The following is a 25,740-nucleotide window of genomic DNA, read 5'->3' as shown; positions in this document are numbered from 1 at the left end:
GAGGATGCAATGAGTCATGAGATCAGGGGCAGGTTGGCCCGCCCGGGTCGAGAAGTGGATCAGGAAGGAAGCGCTGCTTGCACCGGGGGACGGCGTAGTCGTAGCGGTATCGGGCGGGCCCGATTCCGTAGGGCTGCTCCATCTCCTCTTTGGGTTGTCCGCACGCTATGAATGGAGGCTGATCGTCGCGCACGTAAACCATGGTTTCCGGGCAGAGGAATCGGAGCGGGAAGCGGAGCTGGTGGCCCGGCATGCCGCACGGCTGGGGCTTGCGCTGCATACGGTCCGTCTCGATATGCCGTCGGTTCTGGCGGCTGGAGGGGAGAATCCCCAGGCCGCGGCCAGGGAGAGACGATACGCGTTTCTGCTGGATGTGGCCAGGCGCACAGGCGCCAGGCGGATCGCCACGGCCCATCATGCCGACGATCAGGCGGAGACCGTGCTGATGAGGATTCTGCGGGGGACGGGGCTCTCGGGACTGGCCGGGATCCCGCTTCGAAGAACAATCTCGGATGGTGTGGAACTTATCAGGCCTCTGCTGCGTATATACAAGTCAGAGATCGAAGCCTACTGCGAAGCCGAGGGCCTGGAGTACTGTACCGACAGCAGCAACCTGCAGGCCAAGTACACCCGCAATCAAGTGAGGCTCGAGCTGATGCCTTACCTCAAGCAGTACAACGACAAGCTCCCGGAGGCACTGGTCCGGCTCGCCGAGACGGCAGGCTCGGAAGACAGCTTTCTGGAGGAGCAGACGAGGCTGTTATACGAGGCGAACATAGGGCGCCGGGACGGGGCATATGTCTGGTCCGCCCGCTGGTTTGCCGGGGTACACATTGCTTTACAAAGGCGACTCATTAAACTAATATTAAGTTATCTTGCAGCGGATCGGAATTCCATGGATTTCCTTCACATTGAGAGTGTTCGCTTGGCCATACTGTCGGAAGAGCCTGTCAACTTCCGCCGTGAGGTCGTGCAGGACATTATGCTTGCCAGGGAATATGATCGAATCGCGGTACATACTATGGTGTTACCCCCTCGCGCTTATGTCCATGAGCTGGGAGAGGGGCTGCAGTCCTTTACGATTCCCGAGACGGGGGTGCGCATCGAACTGCAGCGTTTGGAAGGCGAAGACCCGGTAGCGGGAGAAGCCGCGACTTACACCGCCATTTTCGACGCGGAAGAACTCTTCCTTCCATTAATAGTGCGCAGCAGGCTCCCGGGCGACCGGATGCAGCCGCTCGGACTAAACGGAACGAAAAAGGTAAAAGATATGTTCATCGACGCGAAGGTGCCGCCGTCTCTACGGGAGAGAATTCCACTGATTACGGATGCAAGAGGAAACATCATCTGGGTACCCGGAGTGCGAACGTCCGCCATGGGCGCGGTCACCGCCAGTACCCGAAGCCGGCTGCGCCTGCGGCTGGTTATGCCAAATTAACCCAACTAAGTAGGAGGATCTCTCTTGCAAAACGACGTACTAGAAGTGCTTTACTCCGAGCAGCAGATTCAGGACAAGGTCAAAGAGATGGGCGAGCTCATCACCCGCGATTTCGAGGGGAAGAACCCGCTTGTCATTTGTGTCCTGAAAGGCGCATTCATCTTCATGGCCGACCTGGTGAAGCGGATTGACCTGCCGCTCGAGACGGATTTCATGGCCGTATCCTCGTATGGGGCATCGACCAAGTCATCCGGGGTCGTCAAAATCATCAAGGACCTGGATATCTCGGTGGAAGGACGCCATGTCCTCATCGTCGAGGATATTATCGACAGCGGTCTGACCCTCAGCTATCTGATCGATGTGCTCGAGCGCCGCAACGCACTTTCGACCACGATTGCCGCACTCTTTGACAAGCCGACCGGCCGTAAGGTCGATCTGGACGCGGATTACAAAGGCTTTGTGATCCCGGATGCCTTCGTTGTAGGCTATGGTCTCGACTACGGCGAGAAGTACCGCAACCTGCCGTTCGTAGGCATTTTGAAACCCGAAGTGTACTCCCACTAGCGCGGGCTTGGACAATTTGAGAACCCGAGACTTGCTGTGGTACAATATACAAAGCCGTTTGTTGAGAGGAGGTAGGGGATGAATCGCATCATTCGCAATACTGGTTTTTATCTGCTTATTTTCTTGGTCACCGTCGGAATCGTACACTTCATCAGCACGCAGAATGAACAGAAAGACACGATCAGCTATGGTAAGCTCCGGCAGGCCTTGATAGAAAAGAACGTAGACCAGATTATCGTGAAGTATGACGCTCAAACGTATTTGGTTCGGGGGAAATATAAAACTCCGCCTTCTGCGGACAAGTTGAATTTCGAGTCGCGGGCGCCGTATGAAGAAGAAATATTCCGTTTGATCGAGAACAGCGAGATCAACCCGGAGAACGTTTTCATCGAGAAAATGGAAGGGGACAATGTTTGGATCAGCTTCCTTACCTCCATTATCCCGTTCGTGATCATCTTCATCCTGTTCTTCTTCCTGTTGAATCAGGCTCAAGGTGGCGGCGGCAAGGTGATGAACTTTGGCAAGAGCCGTGCCCGTCTGTATAACGAAGAGAAGAAGCGGGTTACCTTTGAAGACGTTGCAGGGGCGGATGAAGAGAAACAGGAACTGGTTGAGGTTGTCGAATTCCTGAAAGACCCGCGCAAATTCGCTGCGGTCGGCGCCCGGATCCCCAAAGGCGTACTGCTCAACGGTCCTCCGGGAACGGGTAAGACGCTCCTGGCCAGAGCCGTTGCAGGTGAAGCAGGCGTGCCGTTCTTCTCGATCTCCGGTTCGGATTTCGTCGAGATGTTCGTCGGCGTCGGTGCCTCCCGTGTCCGCGATTTGTTTGAGAATGCGAAGAAGAATGCCCCTTGTATTATATTCATAGATGAGATTGATGCGGTCGGCCGTCAACGCGGCGCCGGTCTCGGCGGCGGGCATGATGAGCGTGAACAGACGCTCAACCAATTGCTCGTCGAGATGGACGGCTTCGGTGCGAACGAAGGCATCATTATCGTGGCGGCGACGAACCGCCCGGATATTCTTGACCCTGCGCTCCTGGCGTCCGGGACGCTTTGACCGTCAGATTACGGTCGACCGTCCGGATGTGAAGGGCCGCGAAGCGGTACTGAAGGTTCACGCGCGCAACAAGCCGCTGAACAAGGACGTTAAGCTCGACCAGCTGGCAAGATATACGACCGGTTTCACGGGAGCGGATCTCGAGAACCTGCTCAACGAAGCAGCGCTGATCGCCGCCCGCCGCAATCGCAAGGATATCTCCATGGAAGAGATCGACGAAGCGTTCGACCGCGTCATTGTCGGGACGCAGAAGAAATCCCGCATTATCTCCGAGAGAGAGAAGCGGATGGTGGCCTTCCACGAGGCGGGCCATACGATTGTAGGTGTGCACGTTGAGAATGCCGAGATGGTGCACAAGGTCACGATCATTCCGCGCGGCCGCGCCGGCGGCTACGTCATGATGCTTCCGAAGGAAGGCGAAGACCGGATGATGCAGACGAAATCGGAGCTGCTCGACAAGGTCACCGGTCTCTTGGCCGGACGCGTATCCGAGGAGCTGTTCATCGGCGAGATCGGTACCGGGGCCTACAGTGACTTCCAGCGGGCGACGGGCATTATCCGCCGGATGATCACGGAATTCGGGATGAGCGACAAGCTCGGACCGATGCAGTTCGGTACGACGCAGGGACAGGTATTCCTTGGACGGGACATCGGGCATGAGCAGAACTACAGTGATGCCATCGCTTACGAGATCGACCAAGAGATGCAGTCCATGATCCGTGCCTGCTACGACCGCGCCAAAGAAATTCTCTCCAAGTACAGTGATCAGGTGAAGCTGATCGCCGAGACGCTCATCGAGAAGGAGACGCTTGAGAAGGAGCAGATCCAGGAGCTGATCGATACCGGGAAGCTGGGCCCTGTGGGCAGCGAACCGGGCGTGAAGGCGGATGACCTCAAAGTGAACATTCAGGGACAGCCGGAGAACACCGGCAAGTCCGAGCTGGATCAGCTGTACGATAAGGACGAGAAGAAAGAAGAATAGCAGCACAGAAGACCGGAGCCCTGGGGGGCGGCCGGTCTTCTTTTTGTAATGAAGAGCCGGACGGAGACAACCGCGGAAGTTATTGCTTCGGATGCGGCTGAGGCTCAGAGGAGAGCCTAACGGGTAGCTGGAGAAGCACTGGGGAAGCGCAACTTTCCAGGAACTTGGGCAATAGGGACAATCGCTTCTTAAAGGGCAGGGAAACCCTGGTTTTTGTGGGTATTTGAGCATTGACAGGTGGGGATGGGTTGTGTAAATTAGGTGTAAATCTTTATACACCTTGTGAATCATTTCACGCGCTTGAAGAAAAGGAAGGTGCGTCATGGAAGCATTAGCGTTGGAGCGCAAAGCAGAACAGCAGCGGGAGCTCAAAGAGCGGATTGCCCAGCTGAAGAAAGAACGGAACGCCATCATACTCGCACACTATTATCAGCGGGACGAGATTCAGGAAGTCGCGGATTTTCGGGGGGATTCCTTCCTGCTGGCACAGAAAGCCGCTTCGACCGATGCCGAGGTTATCGTTTTCTGCGGAGTTCATTTCATGGGGGAAAGCGCAAAGATTCTTGCGCCGAACAAGACCGTACTCATTCCGGATGAGAGAGCCGGGTGCCCGATGGCCGACATGGTCAACGTCGACGGCCTCCGGGCACTAAAGAGACAGCATCCGAATGCGAAGGTCGTTGCTTATATCAACACGTCCGCCGAGGTCAAGTCGGAGACGGATATTTGCTGTACTTCGGCCAACGCCATCAAGGTGATCAATTCCGTGGATTCCGACGAGATTATCTGGGTACCGGACAAGAATCTCGGAGATTACGTATCGAAGTTTACCGACAAGAAGATGATCATCTGGGAAGGGTACTGCAATACCCACGATATGCTGACGGTGAAGGATGTCGAGGAGATGAAGCGGCTGCATCCGAACGCCCAGTTCGTCGTTCATCCGGAATGCCGTCCAGAGGTTGTTAAGATGGGAGACTTTGTAGGAAGTACAACCGCCATCATCAAGTACTGTAAGGAATCCGACTGCCAGGAATTTATCGTAGGGACGGAAGACGGAACCGGGTATCAGCTGCGGCTGGACAGCCCTGACAAGACGTTCCACTTTGCTACGAAGTTCCTTGTCTGCCCGAACATGAAAGTCAATAATCTCAAAAAAGTAGTGAAGTGCCTGGAAACCAATCAGCCGCAGATCTATGTGCCGCCGCATGTTGCTGATCAGGCCAGAGCATCCTTGGAGCGCATGCTGCAGGTCAAGTAGCATGCGCTGCTTTTCTTGAATTTGTTTATCTCAAAACAGGAACTCGAATAGACAGGTGGGAGCCGTGCTCATGATACCTCGTTATTTGGTGAATTTCGACGTGCGGGACCTTCCGCATGTACATACGGATGTCATTGTGATCGGCGCCGGCATCGCCGGTCTTTTTACCGCGCTGAAGGCGGCGGAGACCAAGCGGGTGCTCATGGTCACGAAGAAATCGCTGCTCGACAGCAATACGCGCTATGCCCAAGGGGGGATAGCGGCGGTCATCTCCGATGAGGATTCGCCTGCCTATCACCGCCAGGACACGCTGATCGCGGGGGCGGGTCTGTGCTCTTCGGCGGCTGTTGACGTATTGGTGCATGAAGGACCGAGCGGGGTCAAGGACCTGATCCGCATGGGCACCGAATTCGATATGGAGGACGGCCGCTATGCGTTAACCCAGGAGGGAGCGCACAGTCAGCGGCGTATTCTTCATGCACAGGGGGATGCGACCGGCGCGGAGATTGTTCGGGCACTCTCGGAGAAAGCCAAAGGGGACCCGAACATTGAAGTCTGGGATGATCATTTTGTCATTGATCTGATCACCGAAGGCAATGAATGCTTCGGTGCTCTGGTGCAGAAGCCGGACGGCCAGCGCGTCTTTGTCCGAGCGAACGCTACAGTGCTGTGCACAGGTGGTGCGGGACAGCTGTACCGTTACACAACGAATCCGGACATCGCCACGGGGGACGGGATTGCCATTGCTTACCGTGCCGGAGCCAATATTCGTGACGTCGAATTCGTGCAGTTTCATCCGACGGCCTTATGTTACCCGGGGGCGCCGCGCTTCCTGATCTCGGAAGCCGTCCGCGGCGAGGGTGCGGTGCTCCGCAATATCAATGGAGAGCGCTTCATGGAACGCTACCATCCGCAGCTGGAGCTGGCACCGCGGGATATCGTGGCCCGGGCCATTGTCAGCGAGATGGAAGCAACCAAATCGACGTTTGTGTATATCGACTTTACGCATGAATCGGAAGAAACGGTGAAGAACCGCTTCCCTACCATTTACGAAGTTTGCCTGAGCCATGGTCTCGACTTGTCCTCGGACTGGATTCCGGTGGCTCCTGCCGCTCATTATATGATGGGCGGGGTGGAGACGGATCTCTATGGGGAGACGAACGTGAAGCGCCTCTTTGCCTGCGGAGAAGTATCTTCCACAGGGGTTCATGGCGCGAACCGGCTGGCGAGCAATTCGCTTTCGGAGGCCATCGTATTCGGGCGCCGGATCGTAGAGCGGATTCTGGACATGCCCCGCAGCGAAGTGCTTCCGGACGTAAGGGAGACGGAGCGTGCAACGGGCAGCCCAATCCAGCCTGTCGTCGAGAAGAGATTGAAGCTGCAGAAGCTGATGGTCCGCTATGCGGGTCTCAAGCGCAGTGCCAAAGGGCTGCAGAAGGGGTATGACGAGCTGAAACGCCATGTATCTCTCTTCGACAGCTGCCTCTCCAAGCGACAGGAGTTCGAGTTCGCCAATCTGCTCATCTGCTCTCTGCTTACGACTCAGGCGGCTCTGATTAGAGAGGAAAGCCGCGGGGGACACTACCGGGAAGATTTCCCGGAACGAGACGATCTCGTCTGGCGCAAGCACACGGTGTTCAACCGGGTGAACGGTATAACGGAAGGACGGAATGACGATGTATGAGCTGACGGGTTCCCAGCTGGAGCAGAGCCTCCGGCTGTGGCTGGAGGAAGACATCGGGATGGGCGACGTCACGACGATGACCACCATCTCCGCCGATTCAACGGCTAAAGGGATTATTCATGTGAAGGATGCCGGCATTGTGGCGGGCCTTCCGGTAGCCCAGGCGGTTTTCGCTATGGTTGACCCTTCGCTGCGCTTTGAAGCCAAAGCGGCCGAAGGCCAGCAGGTCGAATACGGTACGGTTCTGGCCGAGGTAACCGGCAGTACGCGCAGTATCCTGCTGGGGGAGCGTCTGGCGCTGAATCTGCTGCAGCGGATGTCGGGCATTGCGACGCGTACCCGCCAGTATGTGGACAGGCTGGAGGGGCTGCCTACCAGACTGGTGGATACCCGCAAGACGACACCGGGGCACCGGATGCTGGAGAAGTATGCGGTCCGGGTGGGCGGCGGATATAATCACCGCTTCGGCTTGTATGATGCCGTAATGATCAAGGACAATCATATCAAGGGGGCGGGTGGCATTGCGAAGGCGATCCAGGCTGCGCGTGCCCAAATCCCGCACACCATGAAGATTGAAGTGGAAGTCGAGAATTTTGAGCAGCTTGAAGAGGCACTCGGGGCCCGTCCGGATATCGTCATGCTGGATAACATGAGCACGGAGCAGATGAAGCAGGCTGTTCAGCGAATGAAACAGGAGGCGCCGCATATCATGATAGAAGCCTCGGGAAGCGTGACGCTCGATACGTTGCGCGGCATTGCCGAGACAGGTGTGGACGTGATCTCCGTAGGCCGGCTCACTTATTCCGTACAGGCGCTGGACATCTCTCTGGATCTCAATGAGCAGAAGGAGGCGCGTCCATGATACTTGTGGTCGATGTGGGGAATACGAATATCGTACTGGGCATCTACGAAGGAAAGCAGCTTCGCCATGACTGGCGGATTTCCACGAACCGCTCGGCGACAGCCGATGAGTACGGCATCATTTTGTACAATCTGTTCCAGCATGCGGGGATTTCGCTGCAGCAGATCGAAGGGGTCATCATCTCTTCGGTCGTGCCGCCGCTGATGTTTGTGCTGGAACAATTATGTTTAAAATACGTAAAGAAAACGCCGCTCGTCGTGGGACCCGGGATCAAGACCGGGCTCAACATCCGGTATGAGAACCCGCGCGAGGTCGGCGCAGACCGGATCGTTAATGCCGTGGCGGCCATCGAGCTGTATGGCACTCCCTGTATCGTGGTGGACTTCGGAACGGCCACGACCTTCGATTATATCGACGAGCAGGGGCAGTACGTGGGCGGAGCCGTTGCCCCGGGCATCGGCATCTCGACGGAGGCGCTCTACCAGCGGGCGGCGAAGCTGCCGCGCATTGAGCTTGTCAAGCCGAAGAGCGTTGTCGGCAGGAATACCGTGGCTTCCATGCAGGCTGGCATCATTTACGGCTTTGCCGGCCAGGTGGACGGGATTGTCGACCGCATCAAGCAGGAATTCAGCGTGGAGCCGAGCGTGATTGCAACGGGGGGACTGGCGGAGCTGATTTCGGGGGAATCCCGGACAATCCAGACCGTGAACCCGCTCCTTACGCTTCAGGGACTGCAGATTATTTACGAACGCAACAAGAATTAATCGAGGCGCACAGGCGGCGTCAAGACTGAACGATAAAGGAGTCCTTCCTATGCAGGATTATTTGATTAGAGCGACCGCGTATGACGGCAAGGTGCGTGCTTTTGCGGTACATACGCGCGGCATTGTGGAAGAGCTGCGCCAGCGCCATCAGATGACTCCCACGGCCACGGCCGCGCTTGGACGCACCGTGTCGGCAGCCCTGATGATGGGGGCGATGCTCAAGGGCGAAGAGAAGCTGACGGTTCAGATTAAAGGCGGCGGGCCGATCGGGCAGATCGTCGTGGATGCCAACGCTCACGGCGAAGTGCGCGGTTACGTCGACAACCCGGAAGTGGACCTGCCCCTCAACGAGATCGGCAAGCTGGATGTCAGAGGGGCCGTGGGAACGGACGGATTCCTCTATGTTATCAAGGACCTCGGTCTCAAGGAGCCTTACCGCGGCAGCGTACCGATCGTCTCCGGGGAGCTCGGCGAAGACTTTACCTACTATTTCGCCAAGAGTGAGCAGACGAATTCGGCGGTTGCCCTCGGCGTGCTGATCGACGTCGATTATACCGTCAAGACGGCGGGCGGCTTCATCATCCAGCTCCTTCCTGGATTGTCGGACGAGGAAATCACCCAGATTGAGAAGGAGCTGAACGCGCTGCCTCCGATCACCAAAGCATTGGACCGGGGGGATACGCTCGAGCAGATCCTGACCACGCTGCTCCCGGGCGCTTCCATTCTGGAGCGCAGGGACGACATCCGCTTCCAGTGCAAGTGTTCCCGGGAGCGGGTCGAACAGACTTTGATTTCCCTTGGCCGCAGCGAACTGCAGACGATTCTGGACGAAGACGGGCAGGCGGAGGTCTCCTGCCATTTCTGCAACGAGAAGTATGCTTTTACCGGAGAAGACCTTAAGGGATTAATCGCAGCGCTGTAAACCGGGAAGCGGACGAACAAGCAGGACGGCGGAAACGGGCCGTCCGAACATAGATGCGTGATCATACGGGGAGAAAAGGGCATGCGAAACCTGAAAGTATTGTGGGCTACGATCGCTGTGTTGCTGATCGCCGTTGTTATCCTCTCCTCTGTATTGACGGCCCATTATGTAGGCTTACTCCATTCCAATCCGAATCCGAAACAACCGAAGCAGGCCGATCCAACGCGAACCGTCGCCACCATCGGGGAACATGTTATCACACAGCAGGACCTGGAAGATCAGCTTCTCCACAAGCATGGCCGGGAGCTGCTGGACCACATGATCGACCAGTACGTCATCCGCAGGGAAGCGGAGGTACAGGGGGTTCTAGTAAGCGATAGCGAAGTGCAGCAGGAAATTTTGCGGATGCAGCAGGGTTACGATAGCGAGAGTGCGTTTTGGGAGTCGATGAAAGAGCAGCTCGGACTGACACGGGAAGAGCTTATCGCGGATACAGAGAACAGGCTGCTGGCGGAGAAAATGACGATCCGCGGCATTCAGGTGAGTGACGCGGAAGTGGATGCCTATATGCAGGCGCATGAGGAGGAATTCCGCCCGCGCCTCATGCTGAAGCTGCAGCAGATCGTTTCCGCAAGCAGGGAACAGGCACAGAAGGCGGCGGCGGAGCTGGCGAAGGGGGCGGACTTCGGCCAGGTGGCGAGGGACCGGTCGCTGGATGATGCCACCCGCGGCAGCGGCGGGGAGCTCGGCTGGATTGAAGAGGGCGACCCCTTCGTTCCCGCTGCGGTGATGAAGGCGGCGAAGCCGCTCAGGAAAGGCGAAGTCTCCAAGCCCGTCGAATGGGAAGGGCAGTACGTCCTGGTGAAAGTGCAGGACCGCAAAGAACTTTCCAAGGGGTCTCCCCAGGAGATTCGTGAGCAGGTACGCAAAGAAATTGCATTGAGTCAGGCTCCTCCGATCAAACAAACCGTAAGCAGACTGCGGGACAAGTGGAAGGTGCAGGTGCAGGAGGGGTTCTGATGCTTGCGCTTGCTCACTTGCGTATTGACAAGGTTCTCTCCGGTTTGATAAGATGGCAGTATTATACCTAGCAATTTACTCGGATATTTTAGAGGACTTTTTGTGATCTTGAGGAGGAGAACCGAATGGCCAGACTAGTTCAAAACATCACGCAACTGATTGGGGATACGCCGCTCGTGAAGCTGAACCGCGTCGTACCGGAAGGCAGCGCGGAAGTGTACGTGAAGTTGGAGTTCCAGAACCCGGGCGCCAGCGTAAAAGACCGGATTGCCATCTCCATGATCAACGTAGCGGAGCAGGAAGGCATCATCAAACCGGGCGATACGATCGTTGAACCGACCAGCGGCAACACAGGGATCGGTCTGGCCATGGTGGCTGCTGCCAAAGGATACAAAGCAATTCTCGTTATGCCGGAGACCATGTCCATGGAGCGCCGGAACCTGCTTCGCGCTTATGGCGCCCAGCTGGTGCTGACCCCGGGAGCTGAAGGCATGAAGGGCGCGATCAAGCGTGCCGAAGAGATTCTGGCCGAGAACCCTGGCTATTTCATGCCGCAGCAGTTCAAGAACCAGGCGAACGTGAAAGTCCACCTCGAGACGACAGGCCCTGAGATCGTGGAAGCGATCAAAGAACACGATGGCCAGCTGGATGCGTTCATCGCGGGGATCGGAACAGGCGGAACGATCACGGGTGCCGGCACGGTGCTCAAAGAGAACTTCCCTGGCATCAAGGTCTACGCGGTAGAGCCATCCGCTTCGCCGGTTCTCTCCGGCGGCAAGCCGGGTCCTCACAAGATTCAGGGCATCGGCGCCGGCTTCGTGCCGGATATCCTGAATACGAATATCTATGACGGTATCATTGCGGTAGATAACGAGGATGCATTCGAAACCTCCCGCCGTGTGGCGAAGGAAGAAGGTATTCTGGGCGGGATCTCTTCCGGTGCGGCCATCTTCGCGGCATTGAAGGTAGCCAAGGAGCTTGGCGCAGGCAAGCGTGTTGTCGCCGTGGTACCATCCAACGGCGAGCGCTATCTGTCCACGCCGCTCTACCAATTCGAAGATCAATAATATTTTAAGAGAAGGGTCTGCTCTCCGGTGGAGCAGGCCCTTTTTTTCATGGGCGTTTTCAAGTATACTTAACCCAACATCTTGGTAACGTGGAAACGGAGGCGCAGCGGAATGATTCTCACATCTTTGGAGCAGTGGCAGCAGTGGGCGGGAGCCTACACCGTGCTTCCTTACATCCGCAGGTATGCACTCGAAGAAACCCGTCCGGCGTCATGGCTTGGGGCTTGGGAGCAGGCGGCTCCCGGCTCCTTCGTGCTCGAGAGCGGCAAGGGGGGACGGTATACGTTCCTGGGCCTGCAGCCCCGCTCGGAGATCCGGGGAAGAGGACTTGATATGGTCATCTCGGGACCGGAAGGGGTGGTGGAGCGGGGCAGTCTGCCGCCGCTCGAAGCGGTCAAACGGTGGATGGCTCCCTACAGGGCTCCTTACGTGGACGGCGCACCCAAATGGACCGGGGGCTGCGTAGGCTTTTGGGGGTATGATGTGATCCGTACGATTGAGCGTCTGCCCGTACAGGCTGCCGCGGACCTGCCCCTGCCGGATTATGCCTTCGTCCGGGTGGACGAGCTGTGGATCATCGATCACCAGCAGAGTGAGCTGTTCTGCGCGGTGTCGGTGTACGCACCGGATCAGGGTGATCAGGAGCTCCTGAACCGGAAGTACGCAGAAGCGGCTGCGTCGGCCGAGCGGATGTACGAGCTGTGGAACGGACTCATGGCCTCCAATCAAGATCAGGCTCTGGCAGGCGAGCTCGCGGAGAAGAAGGAGCGGATGAGCCGGGATCTTCTGCAGATCGATGTGGATGCGATTCCCGGCATCCAGGCCGATTTTCCCCGCGAAGCTTATGTGGAGGCTGTCCGCCGGATTCGGGATTACATCGGGGCCGGCGATGTGTTCCAGGTGAATCTGTCCGTGCGCCAGCATAAGAAGCTCGAGTCCACGCCTGAAGAGATCTACGAGTGGCTCCGCCTGGTGAATCCGTCGCCGTATATGGGCATGCTGCGCTTCGCCGACTTCCAGCTCGTCTCCGGCTCTCCGGAGCTGCTGGTTCAGCTCGAGCGGGGAACGGTGCGCACGCGTCCGATTGCGGGAACGCGCCCACGGGGGGCCAGCCCGGAGGAAGACCGTCGCCTCGCTGATGAGCTGATTCATCATGAGAAGGAACGGGCTGAGCATATCATGCTCGTGGATCTGGAGCGTAACGACCTGGGCAGGATCTCCAAGTACGGGACGGTCCGGGTATCGGATTTTATGGTGATCGAGTATTACTCTCATGTGATGCATATTGTCTCTGAGGTCGAAGGTGAACTGGCTCAGGGCAAGGATGCGTTCGACGTCATTGGGGCGGCCTTCCCGGGAGGAACCATCACGGGGGCGCCGAAGATTCGCACCATGGAGATTATCGAGGAATTGGAACCCGTGCGCCGGGGCCCTTATACGGGGTCCATTGGGTGGATTGACTATAACGGCGATATGGAATTTAATATTATTATACGAACCTTGGTTGTAGCGGAAGGTACCGGTTATGTGCAGGCGGGAGCAGGCATCGTGATCGATTCGATTCCGGAAAAAGAATATATGGAGTCCATCAACAAAGCCAAAGCGATGTGGAAAGCGATCCAATACAGTGAAGCGGAGCCGGTAGCCCGCAGGAGGGGTTAAGCGATGATTCTGGTAATCGACAATTACGACTCGTTTACGTACAACCTGGTGCAGTATTTGGGAGAGCTTGGGGAACAGGTGGAAGTCCGCCGCAATGATGAGATTGATCTCGCTGGGATCGAAGCGCTGAATCCCGATCATCTGCTGATCTCACCCGGTCCCTGCACGCCCAATGAAGCGGGGATTTCGCTCAGTCTGATCGAGCACTTCAAGGGGCGCATTCCGATTCTCGGCGTCTGCCTCGGACATCAGTCGATCGGACAAGTCTTCGGCGGCGATGTGGTCCGGGCGGAGAAGCTGATGCACGGCAAGACATCGGAGATTTTCCATGACGGCAAATCCGTGTTCGAAGGTCTGCCTTCCCCATTTATCGCTACAAGATATCACTCTCTGATCGTCAAGCGGGAGACGCTTCCTGACTGTCTGGAGATTACAGCCGAGACGGCCGAAGGAGAGATCATGGGCCTGCGGCACAAGGAGTATCCGATCGAAGGCGTTCAGTTCCATCCGGAGTCGATCATCACGGACCATGGTCATCAGATGCTGCGCAACTTCCTGAAGTCGTCCGCGGGAGAACGCGTGTGAAGATCGATCTGAACGGACAGCTCATAGAAGAAGGACAGGCCGTGGTCTCTGTATACGACCACGGTTTTCTTTACGGCATGGGCCTGTTCGAGACCTTCCGCACCTACGGCGGCCGTCCTTTCCTGCTCGAATGGCATCTGGAGCGGCTGGCGGCCGGCTGTGCGGAGCTTGATATGGCCTTCGTGCCGGACCCTGGGGGACTGCGGCGGCGGATCGCCCGGATCCTGGAAGACAGCGGTCTGGAAGATGCGTATTTCCGGTACACGGTCACGGCGGGCAGCGGTGCGCTCGGTCTGCCCGCAGAGCCGTACGGGCAGCTGACCGAAGTGCTGTACGCCAAGCCGCTGCCTCCTGCCGATCCGGAGGTATACCGGAGCGGCCGGGGACTTCAGCGGCTAGCCCTGCCCCGGAGCACACCGGAAGGGCGGACTCGGCTGAAGTCGCTTCACTATATGAACAACATCCTTGCGAAGCAGGAGATGAGGAAGTATCCGTGGGCGCGGAGTGCGGAAGGGCTGTTCCTGGACGGCCAGGGACGATTATGCGAAGGCATTGTCAGCAATGTCTTTTTTGTACGTAAGGGTGCAATCCATACGCCTGCGCCGGAGACCGGGCTCCTCTGCGGCATTACCCGCCGTTTCGTGCTCTCGCTTGCCGGGGAGCTTGGGATACCGGTCCATGAAGGGTTTTACGATTGGGAAGATCTGCAGCAGGCGGACGAGGCATTCCTTACGAATTCGATCCAGGAGATTGTCCCGGTCACCGTTCTATGGGACGGGCAGGGCGGGCAGTCCGGGATCGGCGGCGGCTGCATCGGACCGGTGACGGAGAGGCTGCTTCTGGCATACCGCCAAGCCGCCGTTGGAGAGCAAATGAAGCGATAGGCAGAAGGCTAGAGGAGTGTGAAAAGGCATCATGGAGACTTCAGAGCGTGGACGCAGCAGCGATACAACATCCGTCTTGGAGCGTGAATTTCCGGGCAGGGATAAGCGTACCCTTATTATGGGAATCCTGAATGTCACCCCGGATTCGTTCTCGGACGGGGGACGGTATATCGACCCGGCGTCTGCCGTGGAACGGGCGAAGCAGATGCTGGAAGAAGGAGCCGATATCCTGGATATCGGCGGCGAGTCGACAAGACCCGGCTTCGCACCGGTTCCGCTGGAGGAAGAGCTGCGGCGTGTGCTGCCTGCCATTCGTGCAATCCGGGAGGCGGGCATTAAGGTTCCTATCTCCATTGATACATACAAGGCGGAGACGGCCCGGCAGGCTTTGGAGGCCGGGGCCACTTGGCTTAATGATATTTGGGGCCTCCAAAGGGATGAGGCTATGGCCCGGGTAGCCGCCGAATATGCGGCTCCTATCGTGCTGATGCATAATCGGACCGAGCCGGTGTATGCTAACTTTATCCAGGACGTAGTGGACGATCTGCAGCGGACCGTGGAACGGGCGAGGGCCGCAGGGATTGCGGAGGAGCAGATCATTCTCGATCCGGGGATCGGTTTTGCCAAGACGTACGAGCAGAACCTTCAGCTGATGAACCACCTGGAGCGTATTGTCGGGCTCGGCTTTCCGGTGCTTCTCGGCACGTCGCGCAAGCGGATGATCCACCAGACGCTGCAGCTTCCACCGCACGACGTAGTGGAAGGAACCGCTGCTACGGTCGCCCTTGGGGTTGCCCAAGGCTGCCGGATTATGCGGGTGCATGATGTACGTGCCATGCGCCGGGTGGCGGATATGACCGATGCAATCATCAGGCAGAGATAAGCAGCCGGGGCTGCAGAGTTTCCTGTGAAGGGGGAGAAGGGATGGACCGGATCGTGATGAAGGGGATGGCCTTTTATGGCTATCATGGAGTATTTCCGGAAGAAAACAAGCTCGGGGCGCGCTATCATGTGGATACAGAGCTGTATATGGCTCTGGATCAACCGGGGCGCTCGGATGCCTTGGAGGATACCGTGAATTACGCTGCCGTACATGATACCATCAAGGGGATCGTGGAGGGCGAGACCTTCAAATTAATCGAGGCGCTCGCGGAGCGTATTGCATCCGAGGTGCTTCGAACTTATACTAGTATAAATGAAATTACCGTGCGCGTGCAGAAACCGCACCCGCCGGCCCCCATCCATTTTGAAGGTGTTACCGTGGAGATTCACAGAAAGCGGGCATAGATGATGAACGAAGAGAAGGCGGATATACATTCGCAGGAAGATCTGGCGGTGGCTTATATCGGCCTCGGCTCCAACCTGGGCGACCGGGAGCAGTACCTGAAGGAGGCGCTCCGCATGCTGGAAGAGCATCCGGAGATCCGCATCCTCGGCTTGTCCTCCTTCTATGAGACGGATCCGGTCGGCTATGTCGATCAGGACCCGTTCCTGAACATGGTGGCGGCAGTCGGAACGACGCTGTCGCCGGAGGATTTGTTTGCGCAGATGCTGGGTGCCGAGCAGCACCTGGGGCGCAAGCGGGAGGTGCGATGGGGGCCAAGAACCATCGATCTCGATCTGTTGCTCTACGGAAGCCGCACTCAAGAGGATCCCCGTCTGATTCTGCCGCATCCCCGCATGATGGAACGTGCCTTCGTGCTCATTCCGCTCATCGAGGTGATGAAGGCTCAGAATCCGCAGCAGGCAGGGGCCCTCGAAGATCATCTTCGGCGGCTTTCAGGAAAGGAAGGCGTTACGTTATGGAAAAGAATGCAGTAGCCCAGCGCATCCGCGCTTTTCGCAAATTGAAAGGTTTCACTCAGAATGAGCTGGCGGACCGGCTGGATGTGTCCATTGCCATCCTCGGCTCCATCGAACGCGGTACCCGTAAACCCGACCCCAAGATTATACGCAAAATATCCGACGCGCTCGGCATCGAGCCGGAAGAACTGATGGCGGCATCCGGAAGTTCCTCCCGCCACAGCTCGTGAGCCGCGCCTTCGGCAACGAAAGAGTGTGAACGCATATGCTTACCATAGGCGGGGTTACAGCCCCGAACAAAGTAGTCCTTGCACCGATGGCCGGTGTCTGTAATCCGGCTTTCCGTTTGATCGCCAAAGAATTCGGCTGCGGCTTGGTCTGTGCCGAGATGGTCAGCGACAAGGCAATTCTTCACGGCAACCACCGTACGCTCGAGATGCTCTATGTGGATGAGCGGGAGAAGCCGCTGTCCCTGCAGATCTTCGGCGGGGATACGGAGACGCTGGTGGAGGCGGCCAAGTATGTCGACCAGCACACCAATGCGGATATCATCGATATCAACATGGGCTGTCCCGTACCTAAGATCACCAAGTGCGATGCCGGAGCCCGCTGGCTGCTTGATCCCGGTAAGATCGAACAGATGGTCTCTACGGTCTCCAAGGCCGTATCGAAGCCGCTGACTGTCAAGATGCGCATCGGCTGGGATGACGATCACGTGTACGCCGTCCAGAACGCCAAAGCGGTGGAGAACGGCGGCGGGGCGGCCGTGGCCGTGCATGGCCGTACGCGGGTTCAGATGTATACCGGCCACGCGAACTGGGATATCATTAAGGAAGTCAAAGAGTCCGTCTCCATTCCGGTGATCGGCAATGGAGATGTCTTTACGCCGGAGGACGCCAAGCGCATGCTGGATACGACCGGCGTCGATGGCGTAATGATCGGACGGGCGGCACTGGGCAACCCTTGGATGCTGTACCGCACCATTCAGTATCTCACCAACGGGGAGCTTCCTCCAGAGCCTAGTCCTCACGAGAAGATCCAGATTGCCATTCTTCACCTGGACCGCCTGACGGCATTGAAGGGCGAGGCGGTGGCTGTGAAGGAGATGCGCAAGCATCTCGCCTGGTATCTCAAGGGTCTTCGCGGCGGAGCCCGCGTCAAGGATGCGATCATGGAACAGACCAAGCGCGATGCGATGATCGAGCTGCTGAATGACTATATTTCCAACCTGGATGAGCCTGAGATTGCGGCGCAATAGCAGGAATTGGGAGCGAAATGGCTTACATTGACATTTGATGGGGCTTGAAATATAATCAGTCAATAGTCTTTGGCGAACTCGCTTTTTCCCGCAGGTCCATGCATGGATCTGCAGTTCATTCATATACCTTATTAACAGTGAATTCATAACGGATGAGCTCGAATATGAAAATCTTTCACACGACGGGAGATATGTAGCAATGAGCGAAAAAGAAGTCATTCTCACGCAGGAAGGTTTGAAAAAGCTCGAGGAAGAGCTGGAGCATCTCAAATCGGTGAAACGCCGTGAAGTGGCGGAGCGGATCAAGATCGCCATCGGCTACGGAGATATCAGCGAGAACTCCGAGTACGAAGATGCGAAGAATGAGCAGGCCTTTGTGGAAGGACGGATCATCACGCTCGAGAAGATGCTGCGTAACGCCCGCATTATCAACAGCGATGAAGTCGATACCGATACCGTAGGCGTTGGGTCCATCGTAATTCTGAAGGACCTGGAGTTCGGCGATATCGTGGAATATTCGATTGTGGGTACAGCGGAGTCCGACCCGTTCCAGAACAAGATTTCCAATGAAAGCCCTGTGGGCAAGGCCATTCTCGGCAAACGCAAAGGCTCCGTAGTGGATGTCAACGTACCTGCCGGTGTGATTCAATACGAGATCCTCGAAATCAAGAAGTAATCATTTGGCAGCAAAAAGCTTCCTCTGGAGGCTTTTTTGTACTATCAGAAGGAAGATAATCAAGGAGTTGTAAACATGAGTGTTGAACTGGAATTGAACGAACTGCTTCAAATTCGACGCGGCAAGCTGGACGAGCTGAGATCTATGGGAATCGATCCGTTCGGTCAAAAGTACGAAAGAACACACCACGCCGCCGAGATTACCAAGGCCTATGAAGAGAAGTCCAAAGAAGAACTGGACGAGCTCAAGGCAGAGGTCAGCATTGCCGGCCGGATTATGCAGAAGCGGGAGATGGGGAAGGCCGGATTTGCCCACCTGCAGGACATTACAGGTAAGATCCAGATCTATGTGCGTGCGGACGCTGTAGGGGAGACTCCTTACAAAGCCTATGACCTGCTCGACATCGGGGATATTATCGGTATTCGGGGAACGGTATTCAAGACGAAGACGGGAGAGCTTTCCGTGAAGGCCTCTTCTGTCGTCGTTCTTTCCAAATCGCTGCTTCCTCTGCCGGAGAAGTACCATGGCTTGAAGGACGTGGAGCTTCGTTACCGCCAGCGCTACGTCGACCTGATTATGAATCAGGATGTTCAGCAGACGTTCATCGCCCGTTCGAAGATCATTCAATCGATGCGCCGCTACCTGGATGCCCTCGGCTATCTTGAGGTGGAGACGCCTACTCTGCATGCGATTGCCGGCGGTGCTGCCGCCCGTCCGTTCATTACGCATCATAATGCGCTGGATATGCAGTTGTATATGCGTATTGCCATCGAGCTGCACCTGAAGCGCCTGATTGTCGGCGGCATGGAGAAGGTGTATGAGATCGGCCGTGTTTACCGTAATGAGGGAATTTCCACGCGTCACAATCCGGAATTCACGATGATTGAGCTGTATGAGGCGTATGCCGATTATAAGGATATCATGAAGCTGACGGAGGAAATGATCGCGCATATCGCTCAGGAAGTGCTCGGCACTACAACGATTATGTACCAGGGCCATGAGGTCAACCTGGCTCCACAGTGGCGCCGTGTGACGATGGTCGATGCGATTAAGGAAGTGGTAGGCGTTGATTTCAGCGTGCAGATGAGCGACGAGGAAGCACACCGTCTGGCCAAAGAGCATAAGGTTCCTGTAGAGCCTACCATGACCTTCGGCCATATTGTGAACCAGTTCTTCGAGACGTTCGTCGAGGAGACACTGATTCAGCCGACGTTCATCACGGGTCATCCGGTGGCAATCTCACCATTGGCCAAAAAGAGTGACGCCGATCCGCGTTTCACGGACCGCTTCGAGCTCTTTATCGTGGCGCGTGAGCATGCGAATGCCTTCACGGAGCTGAACGATCCGATCGACCAGCGGGAGCGTTTTGCCGCGCAGCTTGTGGAACGCGAGCAGGGCAATGACGAGGCGCATGAGATGGATGAAGATTTCGTCCGTGCCCTGGAATACGGTATGCCGCCTACAGGCGGACTTGGCATCGGCATCGACCGGCTGGTCATGCTGCTTACAGATGCCCCGTCGATTCGCGACGTACTGCTCTTCCCTCTGATGCGTGAGCGTCAGGGAGAATAACGGAGTTACCGGAAGGCGCCCCTGGAATGGGGCGCTTTTTTATTTGATTTCAGAAGTAAGCCTGGGGGGCTTGCTTTTTAACCCGCCGTCATGCTATATTACTTCTTGTCGCTTTCGAGCGTATACTTCAAGGACAAGCAGTGCGGGTTCTACCAGTTATCGGTGAACCGGCTCGAAAAAATAACTGCTTGACTTTAAAGCGCTTGATGTGATAGGATGTAAAAGTTGCTTCCGAGATACAAGTAAGCTGATCGGAGCACTAAGAATTGAATTGCCCTTTGAAAACTGAACAACGAGTGAGTGTTAAATACAGAGACTCAGCGATGAGTTTCTGCCAAGCTTCAAAATGAGTCATCAGCTTTTCTTTAATGGAGAGTTTGATCCTGGCTCAGGACGAACGCTGGCGGCGTGCCTAATACATGCAAGTCGAGCGGAGCACTTCGGTGCTTAGCGGCGGACGGGTGAGTAACACGTAGGCAACCTGCCTGTAAGATCGGGATAACTACCGGAAACGGTAGCTAAGACCGGATAGCTGGTTTCGGTGCATGCCGGAATCATGAAACACGGGGCAACCTGTGGCTTACGGATGGGCCTGCGGCGCATTAGCTAGTTGGCGGGGTAACGGCCCACCAAGGCGACGATGCGTAGCCGACCTGAGAGGGTGATCGGCCACACTGGGACTGAGACACGGCCCAGACTCCTACGGGAGGCAGCAGTAGGGAATCTTCCGCAATGGGCGCAAGCCTGACGGAGCAACGCCGCGTGAGTGATGAAGGTTTTCGGATCGTAAAGCTCTGTTGCCAGGGAAGAACGTCGTGGAGAGTAACTGCTCTGCGAATGACGGTACCTGAGAAGAAAGCCCCGGCTAACTACGTGCCAGCAGCCGCGGTAATACGTAGGGGGCAAGCGTTGTCCGGAATTATTGGGCGTAAAGCGCGCGCAGGCGGTCTTTTAAGTCTGGTGTTTAAGCCCGGGGCTCAACCCCGGTTCGCACCGGAAACTGGAAGACTTGAGTGCAGGAGAGGAAAGCGGAATTCCACGTGTAGCGGTGAAATGCGTAGAGATGTGGAGGAACACCAGTGGCGAAGGCGGCTTTCTGGACTGTAACTGACGCTGAGGCGCGAAAGCGTGGGGAGCAAACAGGATTAGATACCCTGGTAGTCCACGCCGTAAACGATGAGTGCTAGGTGTTAGGGGTTTCGATACCCTTGGTGCCGAAGTAAACACAATAAGCACTCCGCCTGGGGAGTACGCTCGCAAGAGTGAAACTCAAAGGAATTGACGGGGACCCGCACAAGCAGTGGAGTATGTGGTTTAATTCGAAGCAACGCGAAGAACCTTACCAGGTCTTGACATCCCTCTGAAAGCCCTAGAGATAGGGTCCTCCTTCGGGACAGAGGTGACAGGTGGTGCATGGTTGTCGTCAGCTCGTGTCGTGAGATGTTGGGTTAAGTCCCGCAACGAGCGCAACCCTTGACTTTAGTTGCCAGCATTGAGTTGGGCACTCTAGAGTGACTGCCGGTGACAAACCGGAGGAAGGTGGGGATGACGTCAAATCATCATGCCCCTTATGACCTGGGCTACACACGTACTACAATGGCCGGTACAACGGGAAGCGAAGTCGCGAGATGGAGCGAATCCTTAGAAGCCGGTCTCAGTTCGGATTGCAGGCTGCAACTCGCCTGCATGAAGTCGGAATTGCTAGTAATCGCGGATCAGCATGCCGCGGTGAATACGTTCCCGGGTCTTGTACACACCGCCCGTCACACCACGAGAGTTTACAACACCCGAAGCCGGTGGGGTAACCCGCAAGGGGGCCAGCCGTCGAAGGTGGGGTAGATGATTGGGGTGAAGTCGTAACAAGGTAGCCGTATCGGAAGGTGCGGCTGGATCACCTCCTTTCTATGGAGTCCATGTCACCTGCAGGGTGGCGGACAAATCTTATAGCAGCCCTTGAGCTGCGGACACTCACTCGTGTTCAGTTTTGAAAGGTGCAATGCCTTTCAAACTTGGCTAGGCTGTCAAAAGCTGATACTTGTATCGGCCGCGGCGCCATGCTAAGATAACGTTCCTGCCAGTGAAACGGCGGTGAACATGGTTTGTTCCTTGAAAACTGGATAGCGAAACAAAGCAAATAAAGCTGAAACATCCAATGTTTCGAATAGCGATTAGGTTAAGCTATTAAGAGCACACGGAGGATGCCTAGGCACCAGGAGCCGAAGAAAGGGATCGTGGCGAACAACGATAATGCCTCGGGGAGCCGTAAGCAGGCTTTGATCCGGGGATGTCCGAATGGGGAAACCCCACATGTGGTAATTCGCATGTACCATGCAGTGAATACATAGCTGCATTGGAGGCAGACGAGGGGAACTGAAACATCTAAGTACCCTCAGGAAAAGAAAACAATAGTGATTCCGTCAGTAGCGGCGAGCGAAAGCGGAACAGCCCAAACCAAGGAGCTTGCTCCTTGGGGTTGTAGGACGTCAATGTGGGTTAAGCAGAGTAGGCGAACAGGTCTGGAAAGGCCGGCCAGAGTGGGTAAAAGCCCCGTAACTGAAATTCTGCGAACATCCTAGACGGATCCTGAGTACCGCGAGACACGTGAAACCTCGTGGGAAACCGGCAGGACCATCTGCCAAGGCTAAATACTCCCTGGTGACCGATAGTGAAGCAGTACCGTGAGGGAAAGGTGAAAAGAACCGCGGGAGCGGAGTGAAAAAGAACCTGAAACCGTGTGCTTACAAGAAGTCAGAGCCCGTTAATGGGTGATGGCGTGCCTTTTGTAGAATGAACCGGCGAGTTACGTTCCCGTGCGAGGTTAAGGTGAGAAGCCGCAGCCGCAGCGAAAGCGAGTCTGAATAGGGCGACATAGTACGTGGACGTAGACCCGAAACCGTGTGATCTACCCCTGTCCAGGGTGAAGGTGCGGTAACACGCACTGGAGGCCCGAACCCACGAATGTTGAAAAATTCGGGGATGAGGTGGGGGTAGCGGAGAAATTCCAATCGAACTCGGAGATAGCTGGTTCTCCCCGAAATAGCTTTAGGGCTAGCCTCGGGTTAGCGTTGCGGAGGTAAAGCACTGATTGGGTGCGGGGCCCGCCAAGGGTTACCAAGTCCAGTCAAACTCTGAATGCCGCAAACGTGATGCCCGGGAGTCAGACAGTGAGTGCTAAGATCCATTGTCAAGAGGGAAACAGCCCAGATCATCAGCTAAGGTCCCCAAGTGTGTGTTAAGTGGGAAAGGATGTGGAGTTGCACAGACAACCAGGATGTTGGCTTAGAAGCAGCCACCATTGAAAGAGTGCGTAATAGCTCACTGGTCGAGTGACTCTGCGCCGAAAATGTAACGGGGCTAAACACACCACCGAAGCTATGAGTCCAAGGTGCAAACTTGTTTGCACCCGGGCAGTAGGGGAGCGTTGTATGCGGGTTGAAGGTTGATCGTGAGGACAGCTGGACTGCATACAAGTGAGAATGCCGGTATGAGTAACGAAAAGATCAGTGAGAATCTGATCCGCCGAAAGCCTAAGGGTTCCTGAGGAAGGCTCGTCCGCTCAGGGTAAGTCGGGACCTAAGGCGAGGCCGAAAGGCGTAGTCGAAGGACAACAGGTTGAAATTCCTGTACCACCGTGAACCGTTATGAGCAATGGGGTGACGCAGAAGGATAGTGACGCGAGCTGATGGATGCTCGTCCAAGCAGTAAGGCTGATGTGTAGGCAAATCCGCACATCGTAAGGCTAAGCTGTGATGGGGAGGGAAATTTAAGTACCGAAGGTCATGAGTTCAGGCTGCCAAGAAAAGCCTCTAGCCAGGGAGAAGGTGCCCGTACCGCAAACCGACACAGGTAGGCGAGCAGAGCATGCTAAGGCGCGCGGAAGAACTCTCGTTAAGGAACTCGGCAAAATGACCCCGTAACTTCGGGAGAAGGGGTGCCTCGGTAGGGTGAATAGCCCGAGGGGGCCGCAGTGAAAAGGCCCAAGCGACTGTTTAGCAAAAACACAGGTCTGTGCGAAGCCGCAAGGCGAAGTATACGGGCTGACGCCTGCCCGGTGCTGGAAGGTTAAGGGGAGCGGTTAGGAGCAATCCGAAGCTGTGAACCGAAGCCCCAGTAAACGGCGGCCGTAACTATAACGGTCCTAAGGTAGCGAAATTCCTTGTCAGGTAAATTCTGACCCGCACGAATGGCGTAACGACTTGGGCGCTGTCTCGACGAGAGATCCGGTGAAATTTTAATACCTGTGAAGATGCAGGTTACCCGCGACAAGACGGAAAGACCCCATGGAGCTTTACTGCAGCTTGATATTGGACTTTGGTACGATCTGTACAGGATAGGTGGGAGCCTGAGAAGCCTGAGCGCCAGCTTGGGTGGAGGCGCCGTTGGGATACCACCCTGATCGTATCGGAGTTCTAACCTGGTACCGTGATCCGGTACGGGGACAGTGTCAGGTGGGCAGTTTGACTGGGGCGGTCGCCTCCTAAAGCGTAACGGAGGCGCCCCAAGGTTCCCTCAGAATGGTTGGAAATCATTCGAAGAGTGCAAAGGCATAAGGGAGCTTGACTGCGAGACAAACAGGTCGAGCAGGGACGAAAGTCGGGCTTAGTGATCCGGTGGTACCGAATGGAAGGGCCATCGCTCAACGGATAAAAGCTACCCTGGGGATAACAGGCTTATCTCCCCCAAGAGTCCACATCGACGGGGAGGTTTGGCACCTCGATGTCGGCTCATCGCATCCTGGGGCTGAAGTAGGTCCCAAGGGTTGGGCTGTTCGCCCATTAAAGCGGTACGCGAGCTGGGTTCAGAACGTCGTGAGACAGTTCGGTCCCTATCTGTCGCGGGCGCAGGAAATTTGAGAGGAGCTGTCCTTAGTACGAGAGGACCGGGATGGACGTACCGCTGGTGTACCAGTTGTTCCGCCAGGAGCACGGCTGGATAGCCAAGTACGGACGGGATAAGCGCTGAAAGCATCTAAGCGTGAAGCCCCCCTCAAGATGAGATTTCCCAGTATGTAAGACCCCTTGTAGACGACGAGGTTGATAGGTTCGGGGTGGAAGCGCGGCAACGCGTGGAGCTGACGAATACTAATCGGTCGAGGGCTTATCCACAAGCTTCCTGAAGGAAGCGGCGGCAGTAATATAGATGTTAGGTCTTCAGCTAGCAGTTTCGTATCCAGTTTTCAAGGTGCAAGCCTTGAACAACCGTTTGGTGATGATGGCGGAAGGGAACCACGCGTACCCATCCCGAACACGAACGTTAAGCCTTCCAGCGTCGATGGTACTTGGACCGCAGGGTCCTGGGAGAGTAGAACGTCGCCAAGCCAATGAAGAGCCCCTTTGGACCATGAGTCCAAAGGGGCTCTTTTGGGTTAATAAAAAAGGTGAGTGAGGCTGTCGCAGCCAAGCCGTCATATAAGAGATGTTTTCCCGAAGTGTGGTTCTGTTTTGCTCCGGGATTGGGAATAATACTAATCAGAAGCATCACCAGAAGCCAGCGCTACAGCGAGGCCTAGACCTGTTGCATTCTTGAGAATATCTGCTATAATGTATTTAAAGTCAAAGAAAGTCAAAGTCAATGAATAAGGCGTTAACGAATCGCAATGAAGTATAACGTTGTGCTTATGCGGCGGCTGAACAGAGACCAACATTCTTTTGTCCCAGGCGGACACGCAGGCGTTTTT

Annotated in this window: 19 protein-coding genes, 3 rRNA genes and 1 pseudogene; all 23 read left to right on the top strand. The window is 56.0% G+C overall.

Annotated elements, in window-relative coordinates; all coding sequences use genetic code 11:
* Positions 1-16: 16 nt before the first annotated feature.
* Positions 17-1,438, top strand: a complete 1,422-nt coding sequence (gene tilS, locus PM3016_RS34910) for a tRNA lysidine(34) synthetase TilS (RefSeq protein ID WP_014372578.1) — start codon at positions 17-19, stop codon at positions 1,436-1,438.
* A 24-nt stretch (positions 1,439-1,462) separates the two neighbouring features.
* Positions 1,463-2,002 carry a hypoxanthine phosphoribosyltransferase gene (gene hpt, locus PM3016_RS34905; RefSeq protein ID WP_013921216.1) on the top strand — a complete coding sequence of 180 codons (540 nt, stop codon included), beginning with the start codon at positions 1,463-1,465 and terminating at the stop codon, positions 2,000-2,002.
* Between the two features lie 78 nt (positions 2,003-2,080).
* Positions 2,081-4,043: pseudogene (gene ftsH, locus PM3016_RS34900) on the top strand (ATP-dependent zinc metalloprotease FtsH).
* Between the two features lie 322 nt (positions 4,044-4,365).
* On the top strand, positions 4,366-5,304 hold the full coding sequence (nadA, locus tag PM3016_RS34895; protein ID WP_013921214.1) for a quinolinate synthase NadA: 939 nt from the start codon (positions 4,366-4,368) through the stop codon (positions 5,302-5,304).
* Between the two features lie 70 nt (positions 5,305-5,374).
* Positions 5,375-6,988: an L-aspartate oxidase gene (gene nadB, locus PM3016_RS34890; RefSeq protein ID WP_014372577.1), complete on the top strand. Its 1,614-nt coding sequence runs from the start codon at positions 5,375-5,377 to the stop codon at positions 6,986-6,988.
* Positions 6,981-7,850 (top strand): carboxylating nicotinate-nucleotide diphosphorylase, encoded by an 870-nt coding sequence (gene nadC / locus PM3016_RS34885; RefSeq protein WP_013921212.1) that lies wholly within the window; start codon positions 6,981-6,983, stop codon positions 7,848-7,850. Before nadB ends, nadC begins: the two co-directional genes overlap by 8 nt.
* Positions 7,847-8,614, top strand: coding sequence for a type III pantothenate kinase (locus PM3016_RS34880; RefSeq protein ID WP_013921211.1), 768 nt, complete (start codon positions 7,847-7,849; stop codon positions 8,612-8,614). Before nadC ends, PM3016_RS34880 begins: the two co-directional genes overlap by 4 nt.
* 49 nt (positions 8,615-8,663) lie before the next feature.
* Complete coding sequence (gene hslO / locus PM3016_RS34875; protein ID WP_013921210.1) at positions 8,664-9,536, top strand: Hsp33 family molecular chaperone HslO; 873 nt, start codon at positions 8,664-8,666, stop codon at positions 9,534-9,536.
* Positions 9,537-9,617: 81 nt separating this feature from the next.
* A complete protein-coding gene (locus tag PM3016_RS34870) occupies positions 9,618-10,556 on the top strand; it encodes a peptidyl-prolyl cis-trans isomerase (protein ID WP_014372576.1) in 939 nt (312 codons plus the stop codon).
* Between the two features lie 125 nt (positions 10,557-10,681).
* Positions 10,682-11,623, top strand: a complete 942-nt coding sequence (gene cysK / locus PM3016_RS34865; RefSeq protein ID WP_013921208.1) for a cysteine synthase A — start codon at positions 10,682-10,684, stop codon at positions 11,621-11,623.
* Between the two features lie 111 nt (positions 11,624-11,734).
* The gene (locus tag PM3016_RS34860) at positions 11,735-13,285 is read left to right on the top strand and encodes an anthranilate synthase component I family protein (protein ID WP_013921207.1); all 1,551 of its coding nucleotides are present in this window, start codon (positions 11,735-11,737) and stop codon (positions 13,283-13,285) included.
* Between the two features lie 3 nt (positions 13,286-13,288).
* On the top strand, positions 13,289-13,870 hold the full coding sequence (gene pabA / locus PM3016_RS34855; RefSeq protein ID WP_013921206.1) for an aminodeoxychorismate/anthranilate synthase component II: 582 nt from the start codon (positions 13,289-13,291) through the stop codon (positions 13,868-13,870).
* Positions 13,867-14,754: an aminotransferase class IV gene (locus PM3016_RS34850; protein WP_014372575.1), complete on the top strand. Its 888-nt coding sequence runs from the start codon at positions 13,867-13,869 to the stop codon at positions 14,752-14,754. The genes pabA and PM3016_RS34850 overlap by 4 nt, the downstream gene beginning before the upstream one ends.
* A 31-nt stretch (positions 14,755-14,785) precedes the next feature.
* On the top strand, positions 14,786-15,637 hold the full coding sequence (folP, locus tag PM3016_RS34845; RefSeq protein WP_013921204.1) for a dihydropteroate synthase: 852 nt from the start codon (positions 14,786-14,788) through the stop codon (positions 15,635-15,637).
* 41 nt (positions 15,638-15,678) lie between these two features.
* Positions 15,679-16,041: a dihydroneopterin aldolase gene (gene folB, locus PM3016_RS34840; RefSeq protein ID WP_013921203.1), complete on the top strand. Its 363-nt coding sequence runs from the start codon at positions 15,679-15,681 to the stop codon at positions 16,039-16,041.
* The gene (gene folK, locus PM3016_RS34835) at positions 16,042-16,575 is read left to right on the top strand and encodes a 2-amino-4-hydroxy-6-hydroxymethyldihydropteridine diphosphokinase (protein WP_013921202.1); all 534 of its coding nucleotides are present in this window, start codon (positions 16,042-16,044) and stop codon (positions 16,573-16,575) included.
* The gene (locus tag PM3016_RS34830) at positions 16,557-16,787 is read left to right on the top strand and encodes a helix-turn-helix domain-containing protein (protein ID WP_013921201.1); all 231 of its coding nucleotides are present in this window, start codon (positions 16,557-16,559) and stop codon (positions 16,785-16,787) included. Before folK ends, PM3016_RS34830 begins: the two co-directional genes overlap by 19 nt.
* A gap of 35 nt (positions 16,788-16,822) precedes the next feature.
* Positions 16,823-17,815, top strand: coding sequence for a tRNA dihydrouridine synthase DusB (gene dusB, locus PM3016_RS34825; RefSeq protein WP_013921200.1), 993 nt, complete (start codon positions 16,823-16,825; stop codon positions 17,813-17,815).
* A gap of 199 nt (positions 17,816-18,014) precedes the next feature.
* On the top strand, positions 18,015-18,491 hold the full coding sequence (gene greA, locus PM3016_RS34820; protein WP_013921199.1) for a transcription elongation factor GreA: 477 nt from the start codon (positions 18,015-18,017) through the stop codon (positions 18,489-18,491).
* A gap of 75 nt (positions 18,492-18,566) precedes the next feature.
* Positions 18,567-20,063: a lysine--tRNA ligase gene (gene lysS / locus PM3016_RS34815; protein WP_014372573.1), complete on the top strand. Its 1,497-nt coding sequence runs from the start codon at positions 18,567-18,569 to the stop codon at positions 20,061-20,063.
* Between the two features lie 365 nt (positions 20,064-20,428).
* A 16S ribosomal RNA gene (locus tag PM3016_RS34810) occupies positions 20,429-21,965 on the top strand.
* A 269-nt stretch (positions 21,966-22,234) separates the two neighbouring features.
* Positions 22,235-25,168: ribosomal RNA gene (locus PM3016_RS34805) — 23S ribosomal RNA — on the top strand.
* Positions 25,169-25,264: 96 nt separating this feature from the next.
* Positions 25,265-25,381: ribosomal RNA gene (gene rrf, locus PM3016_RS34800) — 5S ribosomal RNA — on the top strand.
* The 16S, 23S and 5S rRNA genes sit together here, the layout of an rRNA operon.
* Positions 25,382-25,740: the final 359 nt, after the last annotated feature.

Source organism: Paenibacillus mucilaginosus 3016 (assembly GCF_000250655.1).
Classification (GTDB): Bacteria; Bacillota; Bacilli; order Paenibacillales; family NBRC-103111; genus Paenibacillus_G; species Paenibacillus_G mucilaginosus.
This window is presented reverse-complemented; position numbering and strand designations above follow the sequence as displayed.